Origin of the sequence: Ruminococcus sp. SR1/5, from assembly GCF_000209835.1 — a bacterium.
GTDB classification, from domain to species: Bacteria; Bacillota; Clostridia; order Lachnospirales; family Lachnospiraceae; genus Blautia_A; species Blautia_A fusiformis.
In genome coordinates, this window is record NC_021014.1 from 3257821 (window position 1) to 3273470 (window position 15650).

The 15650-nt window shown below is 43.3% G+C and carries 17 protein-coding genes and 1 pseudogene; 9 read left to right on the plus strand and 9 right to left on the minus strand.

The genetic code is table 11. The features are described from left to right. Nucleotides 1-6: 6 nt before the first annotated feature. The 7 genes from CK1_RS16325 to CK1_RS16355 all read left to right on the plus strand — a co-directional run bounded on the left by CK1_RS16325 (nt 7) and on the right by CK1_RS16355 (nt 5149). A complete protein-coding gene (locus tag CK1_RS16325; RefSeq protein ID WP_173761568.1) occupies nt 7-213 on the plus strand; it encodes a transposon-transfer assisting family protein in 207 nt (68 codons plus the stop codon). Nucleotides 214-525: 312 nt separating this feature from the next. Next, nucleotides 526-1230 carry a lantibiotic protection ABC transporter ATP-binding protein gene (locus CK1_RS16330; protein WP_306289123.1) on the plus strand — a complete coding sequence of 235 codons (705 nt, stop codon included), beginning with the start codon at nt 526-528 and terminating at the stop codon, nt 1228-1230. After that, a complete protein-coding gene (locus CK1_RS16335; protein ID WP_015527239.1) occupies nt 1231-1977 on the plus strand; it encodes a lantibiotic immunity ABC transporter MutE/EpiE family permease subunit in 747 nt (248 codons plus the stop codon). It abuts the gene before it with no gap. A gap of 2 nt (nt 1978-1979) precedes the next feature. After that, nucleotides 1980-2723, plus strand: a complete 744-nt coding sequence (locus CK1_RS16340; RefSeq protein ID WP_015527240.1) for a lantibiotic immunity ABC transporter MutG family permease subunit — start codon at nt 1980-1982, stop codon at nt 2721-2723. Continuing rightward, the gene (locus tag CK1_RS16345) at nt 2716-3093 is read left to right on the plus strand and encodes a NisI/SpaI family lantibiotic immunity lipoprotein (RefSeq protein ID WP_025580194.1); all 378 of its coding nucleotides are present in this window, start codon (nt 2716-2718) and stop codon (nt 3091-3093) included. Before CK1_RS16340 ends, CK1_RS16345 begins: the two co-directional genes overlap by 8 nt. Before the next feature lie 38 nt (nt 3094-3131). Next, entirely contained in the window at nt 3132-3794 is a 663-nt protein-coding gene (locus CK1_RS16350) for a response regulator transcription factor (protein ID WP_055056575.1), read from the plus strand. Beyond that, nucleotides 3785-5149 (plus strand): sensor histidine kinase, encoded by a 1365-nt coding sequence (locus tag CK1_RS16355; RefSeq protein WP_015527241.1) that lies wholly within the window; start codon nt 3785-3787, stop codon nt 5147-5149. Before CK1_RS16350 ends, CK1_RS16355 begins: the two co-directional genes overlap by 10 nt. 603 nt (nt 5150-5752) lie before the next feature. Here CK1_RS16355 and CK1_RS16360 read toward each other — a convergent pair. From CK1_RS16360 to CK1_RS16390, 9 genes and pseudogenes are all read right to left on the minus strand, one after another. Beyond that, a complete protein-coding gene (locus CK1_RS16360; protein WP_015527242.1) occupies nt 5753-6340 on the minus strand; it encodes a cytidylate kinase-like family protein in 588 nt (195 codons plus the stop codon). 32 nt (nt 6341-6372) lie between these two features. Then, nucleotides 6373-7293: an MATE family efflux transporter gene (locus tag CK1_RS16365; RefSeq protein WP_353611191.1), complete on the minus strand. Its 921-nt coding sequence runs from the start codon at nt 7291-7293 to the stop codon at nt 6373-6375. Next, nucleotides 7256-7723 (minus strand): MATE family efflux transporter, encoded by a 468-nt coding sequence (locus CK1_RS18615; RefSeq protein ID WP_015527243.1) that lies wholly within the window; start codon nt 7721-7723, stop codon nt 7256-7258. Before CK1_RS18615 ends, CK1_RS16365 begins: the two co-directional genes overlap by 38 nt. Before the next feature lie 210 nt (nt 7724-7933). Next, entirely contained in the window at nt 7934-9247 is a 1314-nt protein-coding gene (locus CK1_RS16370; protein WP_015527244.1) for a sedoheptulokinase, read from the minus strand. Between the two features lie 64 nt (nt 9248-9311). Further along, nucleotides 9312-10057, minus strand: a pseudogene (locus CK1_RS16375) (response regulator). Continuing rightward, on the minus strand, nt 10050-10814 hold the full coding sequence (locus CK1_RS18620; protein WP_015527246.1) for a sensor histidine kinase: 765 nt from the start codon (nt 10812-10814) through the stop codon (nt 10050-10052). Before CK1_RS18620 ends, CK1_RS16375 begins: the two are co-directional and overlap by 8 nt. After that, complete coding sequence (locus tag CK1_RS18625) at nt 10754-11632, minus strand: DUF4118 domain-containing protein (RefSeq protein WP_015527247.1); 879 nt, start codon at nt 11630-11632, stop codon at nt 10754-10756. Before CK1_RS18625 ends, CK1_RS18620 begins: the two co-directional genes overlap by 61 nt. Nucleotides 11633-11717: 85 nt before the next feature. Continuing rightward, a complete protein-coding gene (locus CK1_RS16385) occupies nt 11718-12365 on the minus strand; it encodes a potassium channel family protein (RefSeq protein WP_015527248.1) in 648 nt (215 codons plus the stop codon). A gap of 19 nt (nt 12366-12384) precedes the next feature. Further along, nucleotides 12385-13722, minus strand: a complete 1338-nt coding sequence (locus tag CK1_RS16390) for a TrkH family potassium uptake protein (protein WP_015527249.1) — start codon at nt 13720-13722, stop codon at nt 12385-12387. Between the two features lie 307 nt (nt 13723-14029). On the opposite strand from CK1_RS16390, the gene bioB reads away from it, so the two are divergent. Both bioB and CK1_RS16400 read left to right on the plus strand, forming a co-directional pair. Further along, nucleotides 14030-15001, plus strand: a complete 972-nt coding sequence (gene bioB, locus CK1_RS16395) for a biotin synthase BioB (RefSeq protein WP_015527250.1) — start codon at nt 14030-14032, stop codon at nt 14999-15001. Between the two features lie 101 nt (nt 15002-15102). Next, on the plus strand, nt 15103-15648 hold the full coding sequence (locus CK1_RS16400) for a biotin transporter BioY (RefSeq protein ID WP_015527251.1): 546 nt from the start codon (nt 15103-15105) through the stop codon (nt 15646-15648). Nucleotides 15649-15650: the final 2 nt, after the last annotated feature.

Here is a 15650-nt window from a genome sequence, read left to right on the forward strand (position 1 = left end):
GGAATGATGCACTTTATCGTGGAAGAAGAAAATTTGATCTGTATGTACCACAACGCAGACCGACGCAGGACGATAGGCAAGATCACCGCAGCCATGCCGGGTATGGACGGGGATATGTGGACGCTGGCCCAGCAGACCCTTTCCAAGCTGAAACGTATGACGGATTCTGACTATGACAGCCAGAAATTCTATTTCACAGACGAGAACGAATAAATAACAGCAGACGCCGGGCGCGGCGGCCATGTGGCCGCTTGCGTCCGGCGTCTTTTCTTTTTGCCTGTTCCTACGCATTTAGAACCCAGTATTGACGGGGATAGGATAAAACACTCACATACCCCGCCGACTATGCGGGAAAAACCTTGAAATATAGGGCTTTTTAAGGCCCTAAATGCGTAGGTTGGTGCTTTGTTGCGATATGCTCCACGGTTACGGTGTATTGTTCATATTCTGTTTTCGGGAATCTTTATGAAATCTTCAAAATTGCCCGGTATGCTATCCGTAGAATCAAAGAAAGGACTTGATTATATGGATATGATTTTGAAAACGACTGACCTCTGCAAAAATTTCAAGGGGCAAATGGCGGTAAACAATGTGTCACTGAACATCCGGCGCAACTCGGTTTATGGTCTGCTGGGGCCGAATGGGGCTGGCAAATCCACGATCTTAAAAATGCTCACCGGCATTTTGCGCCCCACATCGGGAAGCATCGAGTTTGACGGCCACCCGTGGAAGCGGAATGATCTGGAGCATATCGCTGCTTTGATTGAGATGCCCCCGCTTTACGAAAATCTGACTGCATACGAAAATCTCAAAGTCAGAACTACATTGCTCGGCCTGGACGATGCACGAATTAACGAGGTATTGCAAATTGTCCAGCTCACGAATACCGGCAAGAAACGGGCCGGGCAGTTTTCTCTTGGTATGAAGCAGCGGCTTGGTATTGCTATTGCATTGCTGAACAGTCCCCAGCTTTTGATTCTGGATGAACCGACTAACGGCCTTGACCCTTTAGGGATTGAGGAACTTCGAGAGTTAATTCGCTCTTTTCCCTGCAAAGGGATTACAGTTATTTTGTCCAGCCATATTCTGTCAGAAGTCCAGCAGATTGCAGATCATGTGGGTATCATTGCTGGCGGCGTCCTTGGATATGAGGGAGAGCTTCGCGCCGGTGAAGATTTGGAACAACTCTTTATGGATGTTATTCGCAGAAATGGTAAGGAGGGATATTAAATGGAGATGGCATATATTCAGGCAGAGAACCTAAAGCATAAGAGAACTTTCACAAAAACGCTGATCGTTCTGGCCCCGTTTGTAACTGCGCTTATGAACTTTTTTGCCCCTCTTTGGTTCCAGCTCAATTCTTATAATTGGTGGTATAACCTGCTTTATCCTGGATTCCTTACGCTCACCTGTGCCTTGATTGAACAGCGGGATAATGGCAAACTAAAATATCGTGCCGTTGCTTCATTGCCTGTTTCGCAGAACAAAGTCTGGAAAGCAAAAATTGGAGTGGCCGGTATTTACTCCTGTGTGGGGAATTTCATTTTCCTGGCGCTAAATCTGTTGGGCGGTTTTGCAATATTAGTTATCAACGAAATTCCCCTGACAATCGGAATTTGCCAGGCTGCGGCCGGAACAGCTTGTATTGTCATTGCAAGCCTATGGGAAGTTCCGCTGTGCTTATGGTTATCAAAAAAAGTTGGTATCTTTGTCACGGTTATTCTTAATGCCGGACTTGGAAGCGTTTTAGGGATTTTCACGGCTACAACCTCTTTGTGGATGATCTGCCCGTATAGCTGGGTGCCGCATCTTATGATTTCCGTGTTAGGTATTTTGCCTAATGGTGAGCCGGTTGCAGATCAGAGTACGGCAATGGCATTTTGGATGATTATACTTGTATTGGTCATTTCGCTGGCCTGGTTTGCGGCGCTGTCATTTTTAACTGCAAGATGGTTTGAGAAAAAGGAGGTGGGGTAACTATGGTATCTGTGGTTCGCTGCTGGAAAGCAGAATATCAGAAGTGTAAACATAGCATTTTGCTCTATATGCACAGCATGATTCCGATTATATGTGCGGCGATTTTTGCGGGTTACTATCATATATCCAGATGGGAACTGGCAACCAAAATCAGTGCCTATCTGGAAGTGCTGGCCGTTGCGTTCCCGTTTCTGATCGGCATTATTGTGGGCCTGGTTGTTCAGATTGAAAATCAGGCCGGGCATTATCAGCTTTTGTTGGGAACAATCCCATCTCGCATGGCAACGTATATTGGTAAACTTGGTTTTCTGATGATCTGTGCTTTTGGCGCAACATTTTTAGCGTTAGGAACATTCGCTGCACTATATAGGGATGCTCCGGCAAGCCTTTACCTGAAAGCAGGGATTCTATTGTTGATTACCACGCTTCCCATTTACCTGATTCATTTGTTTGTGGGAATGAGCTTCGGAAAAGGTGCATCTATGGGATTGGGAATTGCAGGGAGTTTAATAGCTGCCCTTATGATAACAGGGCTTGGTGACGCTACATGGAAATATATTCCCTGGGCCTGGGGCGTTCGTGCTATGGATTACACTGTGCTTGCATGGGATAGCCCCCAACTGTATGCACAGGTAAAAACCGATTTTTTCAGCGGTATGATTATTTCTGTATGCTGCACTGTTTGTCTGCTGATTGCCAGTTTGGTTTGGTTTCATGGTTGGGAGGGAGGTAAAAACAGTGAATAAAAAGTGCCTGTTTGCCGTGGTAATTGTGCTTGTAAGTCTTATATGCTTATCGGCCTGCGGTGCGCTCCGCGATACCGCCGATAAAAATAAGGCGTTAAATGAATCTCTGCCGTATTATGAGCTGAACGCCGCAAACTATGATGAAATTTCATATAACGGCCTGACATATACCATAACGGATGAATGTCTTGAAATGTCAGAACTGCAAGAAGAAATCGGGCAGGTATCGAAACGCTTCAAAAATGTGGCGGGGGAAGATTTCAGTTTCGGCTACGTTTACAGTATTGTGGATGTGGATATAAGCAATGCCGTAGCTGTAAATATCAACAATGAATATCGGAAAGCTGACATTAAAAATAATGATGAGTAACCTCGACAATGTGGTATAATGGGGCGGGAGGTGATTTTTTGACCCACTTACTTGTAGTTGACGATGAAGTTTCTATCTTGGAATTGATTAAGAACAGTTTGGGGAAAGATGGATATTTGATAACAGTCTGTCAAAATGCGGATGATGTAGACATCAAAAAGCTGCATTTCTATGACCTCATTCTTTTGGATGTGATGATGCCTGGCACAGACGGGTTTGAGTTTTGCAAACAGATCAGGAATATGGTAGACTGCCCGATTCTCTTTCTGACCGCAAAGACATTAGAGGAAGATATATTGTTTGGATTGGGCATCGGTGCGGATGATTATATTACGAAACCTTTTCGTATTCAGGAGCTTCGCGCCCGTGTCGCGGCACATTTACGCAGAGAAAAAAGGGAGCATCACAGCACACTTTCATTTGAGCCTGATATAAGATTTGACCTTTCCGCAAAGGTACTGTATGTTTCAGAACAGCCGGTTCCCCTTACCAAAAGCGAGTATTCAATCTGTGAATACCTTGCGAAAAACCGGGGACAGGTTTTTACAAAAGAACAAATCTATGAAGCCGTTTTCGGGTTTGATGGAATAGGCGATAACTCTACGATCTCAACGCATATAAAAAATATTCGTGCGAAATTGGAGCATTTCAAAATAAGTCCGATCAGCACCGTATGGGGGATAGGATATAAATGGGAGTGAAAAAGAAACCTACATTGAAAATATTGTTTCGCCAGTTTGCTATCTCCCTCATTGTCATGCTGGTAGCGGCAATTATTGTCCCTTTTGGTTTGGAGGGACTTGCTGTAAATGCTGGATTAGCTACAAGAGCAAATCTAAGTGAATTGCAGGTAAAAAAGATCATTCCAACGCTGACGATTGCCCCGGATATTACAAAGGTTGTGATTCCACAGGGATGCGGCTACTTAATTCTGGACAAGAACTTTAATGAGCTTTACAGCAATATGGACGATGATGAAAAAGAAATTGCCCTGCTGTACGCAAAGGGAGAATATATTGAATATGCTACGGGGAGGCAGTTTGCACTTGTTGTCCGGGAAAACGAATTTTGCGTTTTAAGGTATTATATTGGTTCTCAATTTACAGTGTCATGGCTACCGGAATATTTTCCATCTCCTGACACGCTTGTGTTTATCCTGATGGCTGTAAATTCGCTGCTGGTCATTATCATACTGACCGCCAGATTTGCTAAGAACCTGCGTACACAACTGACCCCGCTTTTTGAAGCAACTGCGGAGGTTTCAAAGCAAAACCTTGATTTTGAAGTAGGACACGCCAAAATCAAAGAGTTTGAAGATGTCCTTGCATCTTTTTCAGATATGAAAGATAATCTGAAAATTTCGTTAGAACGGCAATGGAACACCGAACAGACACAGAAAGAGCAAATCGCCGCGCTTGCCCATGATTTGAAAACGCCTCTGACGGTTATTCAAGGAAATGCTGATTTACTCACAGAAACAAATCTTGATGATGAGCAACGATTATACGCTGGTTACGTCGTGGAAAGCTCCGGCCAGATGCAGTCATATATTCAAACCCTGATTGATATATCACGGGCGGCGGTTGGTTATCAGCTCCATATTGAAAGTATAGACTTGCCAGCGTTCATGCAGCACTTGTTCGGTTATATGGAATCACTATGCCGGACAAAAGAAATCCGGCTGCAAATGAATACTGTTTCACTCCCTCAAATGCTGAAATTTGATAGGGTGCTGATAGAACGTGCTATTATGAATGTTATCAGTAATGGGCTGGACTACTCCCCGCAAGGCGGAACGCTTTATGTGGATGTTCAGAGTAACAACGGTTTCGTGGAAATTTCAGTCACAGACGAGGGAACGGGGTTTTCTAAAGAGGCATTATGCCACGCACAGGAACGGTTCTATATGGGCGATCAAAGCCGCAATTCAAAGTTACACTTTGGTATGGGTCTATATATTACAAATTCGATTATGGAACAACATAATGGTCAGCTTATTTTAGAAAATTCAAAAGAAACCGGCGGCGCAAAGGTTACTATGAAACTTCCTTGCTGATTTTCCGATAGTGTAATGGACGTCTTTTATGTCCGTCCATTTTTCAAATCTTTATGGAATCTTCAAAAATTCCTCTTATCATGTATCTAAAGAAAAAACATCTGCCCAGCGGCAGAAAAGAAAAAAACGCTGCTGGGCAGACCCATTTTCACGCTTAATTTATATTCACTGGTGGCGGTTTTGAGAAATCAAGGCCGCTGCTTTCTTTCTGTCATTCCCAGCAGTTAAAGGCATGGCGGCCCACGGGAGGCGCTGCCAGTTTGACCATTTTTGCAAGCTGGTACTGTACCATGAAGCCGTTGACTACTTCCGGGAAAGGAAGCGTCAGCGTGGCTGGGAAACATCCTTTGAAACGCTGCCGCTTTCGGAACTGGACACGCTATGCACGATAGATCAGTACCCCAGCGACAGTTTTATATTTCCGGCCTATACTTGCCAAGTTGCTCCATCTGCTCACCGGATTTATAGGTGAGATTCAGGATCAGATATCCATTTACATTCGTGTACGTTATATAAATAGGACATTCGCAATCCGCTTTCGCTACTTACTCATGAATGCTCTCATCACATTTTCTTTAATCCACTTTCACCATGAGTATTTCATTATTTACTACATTCCATAACAAGCTTCTCACATCTGCCATATCCAAGCTGTGAACTATTCAGACACAACGTATAATTACTGGCCTTTCCCCATTTCTGATCGGTGTAAAAATTATAATTCGTCATACGCCTTTTATCTGTATCTGCCATCATTTTGACAGCTTCCTTCTCTCCTACATTATACAAACCCATAATACGCTGTGTTTTTTCCGGCATATTCCCATGGATAAATACATTCAGTACATCATCCCTATCTTTCAGAATATAATCTGCATTTCTTCCGATAATTACACAAGATTCCTTATCAGCCAGTTCTAAGATAACCTTTCTCTGTGCCTCATACACCATGTCTTCTACTGATTTTCCTGTGATATCACGTCCGGCAAATGCATATGCAAATAAGCCTTTTTTCGGAGACAGTTCCGCACTTTCCTGAATATATTCCGGAGATAAACCAGACTTTTCTGCGATCTCATTGATAATGTTTTTATCATAATAAGCGAGTCCCAATTTTTTCGCTAATTCTTCTCCGATAAAGCGTCCGCCGCTTCCAAATTCTCTACTGATCGTAATGATTCTTTTTGCCATTTCCAATTCCTCCTTAATTCAAAACATCTACTTTATTTTTTCTGATTCTCTTTAAAAAACCCATATCCTACAAAACAGGAAACTATTTCCGTGATCGGAAATGCCCACCAGATCAGTGAAACTCCCATCTGATCATTTCTGACAAACATAGAAAAGATTCCAGCCAGCGGCAGGATAATAATAAACTGTCTCAAAAGTGAAATAACCAGCGATTCCACACCACCATCCAGTGCCTGATAAATGCCCTGATAAGCAACATTGATTCCTGCGAACAGGAAACTTATAGAAATCACTCTCATTGCTCCGATAAAATATTCTCTCGACTGTCCCGCATTAAACAGCGTTGCAAATGCCCCAGGGAAAATCTCTGTGATTGCAATTCCCAGAATCATTAACACAATTGTATAGATCAGACCATATTTGATCCCATCCTGAATTCTCTTCTTACTTCTCATTCCATAAGCAAATGCAATGATTGGGGTGATTGCATCTCGCAGACCAAAAGCAAGAAACAAAACAAACTGCTGTACCTTATAGAACAGACCATAGGCCGTCTGTGCTGACGGATCGAACTTCAAGATCAGGTTCATTACATAAACCATAATGGACATCAGCGCCTGAGCAATGATTGCCGGAAGTCCGATTGCATAGATCTCCTTGATAATTTCGCCATCCGGCTTCATATATTTCGCCCCATGCTCGAATTCCTTATTTAATTTGATATGAAAAATGAACAGTAATACTGCTGACGCTACCTGTCCAATTACAGTTGCGTAGGCTGCGCCTTTCACTCCCAATTCCGGACAAGGTCCAATACCGTAGATCATGATCGGATCAAGGATGATATTTACAACCGCTCCAACCACCTGACCAATCGTGGAATAAAGAGAACGGCCTGTTGCCTGAAGTAACTTTTCAAATAGAGAAAAGAAAATAATACCAAAAGAAATCACGCAGCATATCCTCAGATAGCTGACCCCCCATCTCAAGTACTTCTGTATCTACTGTCTGCGATGAAATATATGCTTTCACCCCAAAGATACCAAACAATAAGCAGACCACATAAATGATCACTCCCAGAAACAGACTGTTTCCTGCTACCTTTGCAGCTTTTTTACTGTCTCCCTGTCCAAGTGTCCTTGCAAGAAGTGCATTGGTTCCTACACCGGTTCCAATCCCCACTGCCACCATAAGCATCTGCACCGGAAATACCAGTGTCAAAGCATTTAGTGCTACCTCACTGCCTGCTTTCATATTTCCCACAAATGCACTGTCTACAATGTTATAGACTGCCTGCAATGCCATAGATAGGATCATCGGGATTCCCATTTGGACCATCAGCTTATTTACCGGCATCTCCTTCATCTTGTTGCTTTCCGCCATTTTGTTTTAACTCCTTTCTTTTTAGCACAAAAAAAGTGCGCACCTTGTCATATAAGCTGGACTTACGCTGACACGCTACACACTTTTTCATGGCGATATTCATTTTTGCAAAATGAAAACGAGTAGCCGGTAAACTGGATTTACGCTTACTTGCTACTCGTTTCTTGTAATTATATTGCCTCTTTTTCAAAAAGTCAAACAAAATTTTTCTTACATTGCCGCAACCAACTTTCCCGCAGTAAGTGCAGCTCCATATGCAGCCTCTTCTTCATATTCAGGAATCTCCATCGGCATTTTGAACATTTCTTCTGCCAGTCTTCTCATCAGCGGGTTTCGGCGAATTCCGTTTCCGGAGCCAGTCAGGCGTGTGGCCTTTTTTCCGGTGAGCTGACACATCTGCTCATACTGCTCATGCAGTTCGTTAAGGATCCCACAGATCACACCGACCGTCAGTGCACCAGGATGAAAATTCTCTACACCGATTCCTGCGATCATGCCCCTGTGAGACGGATCACTTCTTGTCCCTGAAAAAGCTGTATCTACTTTCCATGCAGCTTCTTTTCCGTATGTTTCAATAAATTTTTCTGCCTGCTCCTGCATCCGGGAATACAGTCTTTCTTCAGTTTCTGCAGTTTCTCTGTAAAACTGTTCCAGCATCGCATACGCACGACCACCACACAGGGAAGCTCCCACGAGGATATAGCTGTTTTCGGTACAGGGGCGAAGCTCCACACTGCCGCTGCATTCTATAAACTTCTCTGTCACTAAGGAAACCTGGCTGCCGGTTCCTACATTCAGGAGCACGGTATCTTTAAGATTCCGGACGGAACCAAACAGACTCGCCTGATTGTCACCGATCGATCCCATTACCGGCACACCGGCTCTTGTTTCTCCGACTAAAAAATATCCCTTTCTTACTTCCGGCAGATAAGAAGTATCTACGCCGGCCTGCTCCAGGGCTTCATACAGAAACTCCTGTTTTCGCAGGTCAAAGCAGCCCCAGCTTGCCGCCATGTCAAGTCCGATAACAGGGACAGTATTTTCACACAGCCGCATGGCAATATAATCACTGATCGTCGTCATCCTTACAGCATCCTTCGGGATCTGATCTTTCTTCTGAAGATAAAAATGTGTCACTAAACCATATCCGGACGCCGCCGCACCTACTCCCTGCAAAAGCTCTGCACAGGTTTTTCCGTTTTCCAGCGGAATCTCTCCGCTTCCATCCTGCCAGGTATAGAGAGGACTCACTGCCTTGCCGGAAGCATCCACATACAGCATTCCATGCATCTGCCCTGTAAACCCTATTCCATCTGGCAAACCATTCTCCTTCTGCTGCTTTATAAGAAGCTCCCGGACGATCTCATAGATCCGTTCCGGATCCTGCAGCTTCTGTTCCGGCTTACTGCTCCGCAGAAAAGAATTATGCTCCACTGTTTCCTTTGCAAGCAGCTTTCCCGTTTCTGTGTCTGTCATTACGACACTGACTGTTGTTGTGCCGATATCAATCCCCATGATCTTCATCGTCTGTTTCCGTCCTTTTCTATGCTTTTTACTATAGAAACTGTCATCATATGAGATGATTATATTATCGTTTGAGGATTAATGCTATCTTTTTGGTTTCCTGCTCAGGTTTCTCGATCCTGAGCATGCGATATCCAATTCCTATGTGCGTCTGGATATATTGTACACCGTTTTTTCAAGCTCCAGTTTTTTCCGCAGTGTTGCCATAAAAACCCTGAGAGAAGCAACATCGTTTTCCGAGCAGCGTCCCCAGATCTGCTGAGTAATATATGTATGTGTCAATACTTTTCCAACATTACGGGATAAAAGGCAGAGCAGCTTATACTCAATGGGCGTCAGATGCAGTTCTCTGTCCTTCAGGAATGTGCAGCCAGCCGTGTAATCTATCTTTAATCCACCATTTTCAAAAACAGATGTTTCCGGCTGTTTTCCTGACTGCGTTATGGCAAGCCGCCTTTGGCTGACACGGATACGCGCAAGTAATTCTTCTACTGAAAATGGTTTTGTGATATAATCATCTGCACCCGCATCCAGTGCCTCTATTTTGTCCATATCTTCACTTCTGGCACTGATCACGATGATCGGCATATTCGACCAGGTACGGATTTTCTTTATTACCTCTACTCCTTCCATATCAGGAAGGCCCAGATCCAGAAGAACGATATCCGGATTGTGTGATGAAGCCTCCAAAATGGCCGAAGCCCCATTTTCTGCAGCCAGATATTTATAGTCATGTGTTTTTAAAGTGGTAACGATCAGGTTCCGTATGGGTCTGTCATCCTCAACCACCAGAATTAATGTCTTATTCATTTAATGTCACCTCGCTTAATGGTAAAGTAAAAGTAAAAGTACATCCATGCGGAGCATGATCCGAAAGAACCAGTGTTCCATCGTGAGCTTCTATGATCGAGCGGCAAAGTGCCAGGCCAAGCCCCAGACTCCGTTGGCTGTCTGCAACGGTTGTTTTCCCTGTATAAAACATCTCAAAAATATGTGGCTTCATTTCATCCGGGATCCCGGGGCCGTTATCTTCCACGCTTACCTGTGCTTTCCCGGCTTTTTTGAACCCCCGAATGCTGATGACAGAGCCTGACGGCGTATATTTTATCGCATTATCGATCAAATTTACCAGAACCTGTATAATAAGATGCACGTCCATACGTGTAAGAACAAGTTCTTCACAGTCCGCCACGATCTTATACGCATCATGCTTCCGGCCGATATGTCGGAGTGACTCTGCTATTACCTCATCCAAAAGCTGATCCGTAAATTTAAACTTCAATCTTCCATCATTGAGCCTGGTAATGGAAAGCAGATTTTCCACAACTCCGATCAGCCACTCTGAATCCTCATGAATGTCCGTGTAGATCTGATACCTTGTAGCTTCATCCAGACGGTCACTGTTACTGAGAAGCATATCTGCATTTCCGGAAATAGAACAAAGCGGAGTACGCAGGTCATGGGAGATCGCCCGAAGAAGATCGCCACGCAGCTGCTCATTTTTTGCTAAAACCGCATTTTTTCTTTTTCTATGGCATTTTGTACATTCTCCATTGCAAGTGCACATTCATTTATTACAGACAGCAGGATGCTGTATTCATAAGAGTCCAGTGTTTCTTTCTGCAGAGGGATCCCGATTACGCCATAAACATTATTCCCGCTTCGAATTGCCAGATATAAGCATTTTGCCTGTGAGAAATACTGTGTGGATGCGCCGGCACGCTGTCTGTTTTCATAAGTCCATCTGGCCGCCTGTTGTTCTTCCTGTGTCAGAAAATCCTCTGTGCTCTCTTTTTCCCCGGAAAAAAGCTTTCCTTCTGATAAAGTTCCATTTTCCACAACATATGCCGTGATGCTGCGGTTTAACAGGCGTATCAGCTGTGTACAGGTAACTCCGAGGATTTCTGTCTCACTTTTTGCCTTTTGCAGCAGACGATCCGTATCAAACAGAACCTGTGTGCGAAAGGCAATCTGTGAAGACAGCTTTGCATGCATTTTCAGCTTTGCCGCAAGGGTTCCTGTAAGTACAGACGAAATAAGCATTATGAAAAATGTCACCGGATATCCCACCGCATATGTCTCAAAAGACATCCTTGGCTCCATCAGGAAAAAGCAAAATAAGAATACACTTAAAAAGGAGCCGGCTACACTGCAAAGATAACCATCTGTCACGATCGAAGTGATCAATACGCCCAAAATGTATATCGTTACAATATTTGTATCTGTAAGATCCAGTTTCTGAAACAGCAGGCCGATCAAAGTGCATACTGCAAATATAAAAACCGTCAGCAAGTAATCTTTTGCAGACGGTTTTTCCACATACCATGCAAATGGCCGTTTCGGATAGGTTCTGTTTTTTACTGTATCCTCCATTTTCAAGCTCATTCTGTCATTCTCCTTCTACTGCTGTTTTCTGGAATTATATCACGCAGCTGTTCTGTGGTCAAAATTTTTTCTTCATGGCAATGAGCTATATGCGGAAGCACTTCTGAAGAGCTCTGTATTCTCCTAATACCAGTAATTTATCATTTTCTGCAAAATATGTTTCCGGTGAAATTGCAATACTGAATTCCTCTTCATTTTTTACTGCCAGAATATTAATATTGTAGCGTTTTCTGATGTCAAGTCCACCCACTGTTTTTCCAACCCATTCTTCCGGCACTTCCACTTCAAAAATTGCATGGGAAGCGTCCACCTCCATATAATCCAGTATATGATCATCTGTATAACGGAAGGAGGCCCATTTTGCCACCTGCTTTTCCGGATAAACTACCTTATCGGCACCATTGCGTAAAAGAAATTTTTCCTGAACATCACGTTCAGCTCTGGATATCACCAATTTTGCACCCAGTTCTTTTAGAAGGGATGTTGTTTCAAGAGAATTTTGAAAGCTCTCTCCAATGGTCACAAAACAAATGTCATAGTTTCCAATTCCAAGGGACTGTAAAAATTCAGCATTGGTGCTGTCACCAATCTGAGCATTCGTCACAAATGACAGTACTTTGTCCACTCTTTCTTCCTTCCAGTCAACTGCCATAACTTCATGTCCCAGCTGATTGAGCTGCATGGCAATATGTCTTCCAAACCTTCCAAGTCCAATAAGCAATACATTTTTCATAATATTATTTTTCTCCTTCTTATCCAACTGTGATTTTTTCCAGAGGGAGCTTTGCATTTCCCTTATTTCTTCCGGAAAATACCGCATAGATCAGGGTCAGACCACCCACACGTCCCAGATACATCAGTATGATCAACACGACTTGTGAAAAAACATGAAGTTCCGGTGTGATTCCCAGAGTCAGACCTACCGTACCAACAGCTGAAGCAGCTTCGTACAGACAATTTAAAAGCGGAAGGCCTTCGTACACACTGATCGCTATTCCGCCGCCAAAGAACAAGGCAAAATATAACATGGCTATTGTCGCTGCATTTTTTATCACATGATATTCAAGTCTTCGCCCAAAAGCTCCTGCATTTTCCTGACTTCGAAATGTCGCAATTGCATTTAAAATAAGTACTGAAAAAGTTGTTGTTTTCATTCCACCTGCTGTAGATCCCGGTGAACCACCAATCAGCATTAACAATATCATAACTGCTTTTGATGCCTCACTCATCTCTGAAATGTTTATAGTATTAAATCCGGCAGTTCTTGTCGTTACCGATTGAAACGCTGCTGCTAACAGGCGTTTTCCCATGGGTAATTTTGTCAGATCACAGATATAGAAAAAGACTGCCGGAAATAAGATCAGACATGCGGTAGTCATGAGAATGATCTTGCTTTGCATGCGGTAGCGTTTAAAGTTCAGTTTATTTGTATAAATATCATCCCATGTGAGAAAACCGATTCCTCCTGTAATGATCAACAGCATAATTACCAGATTTATAAGTATATTTCCGGAATACCCGGTCAGCGATGGAAACATACTGGAATCTGTCCCCAGAATATCAAAGCCGGCATTACAAAAAGCAGAGATTGAATGAAAAACTGACATCCAGATTCCCTTTTTTCCATAATCTCCCATAAAAACCGGTAGCAGCAACACCGTCCCTGCAGCTTCGATCAAAAATGTTCCCCTCAAAATAAACCTTGTTAGTCTGACGATTCCTCCGACTTTTGGAGCTGAAATTGCATTCTGCATGGTGCTTCTTTGCATGAGGGATATTTTCTTTCCGGAAAGAAGGGAAACAGACGCAGCCACAGTCACTACTCCAAGCCCACCTGTTTGTATGAGTGCAAGAATGATCGTCTGGCCTGCCAGGGACCAGTAGCTTCCAGTGTCCTTTACCACAAGACCTGTAACACATACCGCCGAAGTGGCTGTAAAAAGTGCCTCATGAAATGGTGTGATCACTTTCTCCGCAGAAGAAAATGGAAGCATCAGCAGAACGGTTCCCAAAAGGATCACTCCTGCAAACCCCATGATAATCAGCTGAAAAGATGTCATATGTTTTTTCTTATATGATTTTTCCGGCATAAATGATCAGAACTCCTTATCAATACTTTTAACAGTGCTATCCTCGTAATGCATTTTATTATATATAACTACTTTCAAAGATAGTATAAAAGTCTCTGCTTCCGTATTAAGATTTTATAAAGATGTGATATTGAAGTGAGAATTATTTTAACCGAATCAAGAAAATTCCCTGCTTCGATAAGTCTAAGCAATACCTTAATACTGCAGTTTTTAATTGTAAACTTATTTTATGTTTATGGTTGACAATAGATATTTCTCTGTGATAAAGTGATACCCGTACAAAAAAACTCAAAAGGAAGGTATTGACATGAACACTGCATCATGCGAAAAAGAAGCTCCATCGCTTTCCAGAGATGAAGCCATTGCAATTTTAGATACTCCGGACGAAGAACTTGAGGCACTGATTGACCGTGCCAGCAGTTTACGTTACAAATATAAGGGAAACCGGGTAAGCATCCACATCCTTACCAATGCCCGCAGTGGTAACTGTTCCCAGGATTGTGCCTACTGTGCCCAGTCATGTCGTTCCACTGCCGATATTGATAAATACAAATGGGTAGATGAAGACAAATTATATCAGGACAATGATTTCGTAAATGATTATCATTTATCCAGACATTGTATCGGACTGAGTGGTATGAAATTTACAGATAAAGAGATCGAGGAGCTGGCCCGCAGGATCCGCAAAATGAAAGAACACGGAACTCATCTCTGCTGCTCCATAGGCTTTCTCACAGAGCACCAGGCAAAAATGCTCAAAGAGGCTGGTCTTGACCGGATCAACCATAACCTGAACAGCAGCCGTTCCTTTTATCATAATATCTGCAGTACACATACCTTTGACCAGCGTGTCCGGAATATCCATATGCTTCAGGGACTTGGTTTCGAGATCTGCAGCGGCGGTATCATTGGCATGGGTGAAAGTAAGGAAGACGTTGTTGACATGCTTCTGGAATTACGTGAGATCCATCCGGAAGCACTGCCGATCAACTTTCTTCTTCCGATCAAGGGAACTCCTCTCGGAAATGCAGATATTTCCCAGCTGACAACAGAATACTGCATGAAAGTCCTCTGCCTGGCAAGACTTCTTGTACCTAAAGCAGATATCCGATGTGCTGCCGGAAGAGAAGTTTATTTTAAAGGCGAAGAAAAAAAACTGCTCAGTGTTGTAGACTCTATTTTTGCTTCCGGTTATCTTACAGAAGGTGGCCAGGGAATCGAAGATACTCTCAAAACCATTACGGATGCAGGATTCACCTATGAGATTGAATCTGCGTAAGCATCCTTCTGTACATATGACCTGTCATACACACTTACAGCATTTCATTGCTTACCCGAACCAGTAAATATATTACCTTTTTCAAAGGAGGCTCTTTCAATATGAACCAGACAAATACTGTCTCTGCACCACGTACAAAAACCTACGAGATCACCATGACCGCTCTTATGGCAGCTGTCACCTGTATTCTTGCGCCGCTGTCCATTCCGATCGGTCCGGTTCCGATCTCATTTACCAATCTTGCCATCTATCTGTCCCTGTATCTTCTCGGATGGAAAAAAGGAACCATCAGCTATCTGATCTATCTTCTGCTTGGACTTGTAGGTCTTCCGGTATTTTCCGGATTTACCGGCGGCCCTGCAAAGCTGGCCGGTCCTACAGGCGGATACATCATCGGCTTTATCGTTATGGCTGTTATTGCCGGACTGGTAATTGACAACTGCCATAAGCCTCTGATCCAGCTCGTTGGTATGATCGCAGGAACAATTGTATGCTATCTTTTCGGAACTGTATGGTTCTGCATCGTTGCAGATTCCACTTTCAAAGCAGCTCTTGGAATCTGTGTAATTCCGTTTATCCCGGCAGATCTCATAAAAATGATCATCGCCATGATCATCGGACCAATGATAAAGAAACGAATCCGATAAGC

Excerpts from the sequence above, each read along its gene's own strand:
- CK1_RS16325 (WP_173761568.1), top strand. The coding sequence starts at position 7 with ATGCACTTTATCGTGGAAGAAGAAAATTTGATCTGTATGTACCACAAC.
- CK1_RS16330 (WP_306289123.1), top strand. The coding sequence starts at position 526 with ATGGATATGATTTTGAAAACGACTGACCTCTGCAAAAATTTCAAGGGG.
- CK1_RS16335 (WP_015527239.1), top strand. The coding sequence starts at position 1,231 with ATGGAGATGGCATATATTCAGGCAGAGAACCTAAAGCATAAGAGAACT.
- CK1_RS16340 (WP_015527240.1), top strand. The coding sequence starts at position 1,980 with ATGGTATCTGTGGTTCGCTGCTGGAAAGCAGAATATCAGAAGTGTAAA.
- CK1_RS16355 (WP_015527241.1), top strand. The coding sequence starts at position 3,785 with ATGGGAGTGAAAAAGAAACCTACATTGAAAATATTGTTTCGCCAGTTT.
- CK1_RS16360 (WP_015527242.1), bottom strand. The coding sequence starts at position 6,340 with ATGGCAAAAAGAATCATTACGATCAGTAGAGAATTTGGAAGCGGCGGA.
- CK1_RS18615 (WP_015527243.1), bottom strand. The coding sequence starts at position 7,723 with ATGGCGGAAAGCAACAAGATGAAGGAGATGCCGGTAAATAAGCTGATG.
- CK1_RS16370 (WP_015527244.1), bottom strand. The coding sequence starts at position 9,247 with ATGAAGATCATGGGGATTGATATCGGCACAACAACAGTCAGTGTCGTA.
- CK1_RS18620 (WP_015527246.1), bottom strand. The coding sequence starts at position 10,814 with ATGTGCACTTGCAATGGAGAATGTACAAAATGCCATAGAAAAAGAAAA.
- CK1_RS18625 (WP_015527247.1), bottom strand. The coding sequence starts at position 11,632 with ATGAGCTTGAAAATGGAGGATACAGTAAAAAACAGAACCTATCCGAAA.
- CK1_RS16385 (WP_015527248.1), bottom strand. The coding sequence starts at position 12,365 with ATGAAAAATGTATTGCTTATTGGACTTGGAAGGTTTGGAAGACATATT.
- CK1_RS16390 (WP_015527249.1), bottom strand. The coding sequence starts at position 13,722 with ATGCCGGAAAAATCATATAAGAAAAAACATATGACATCTTTTCAGCTG.
- bioB (WP_015527250.1), top strand. The coding sequence starts at position 14,030 with ATGAACACTGCATCATGCGAAAAAGAAGCTCCATCGCTTTCCAGAGAT.
- CK1_RS16400 (WP_015527251.1), top strand. The coding sequence starts at position 15,103 with ATGAACCAGACAAATACTGTCTCTGCACCACGTACAAAAACCTACGAG.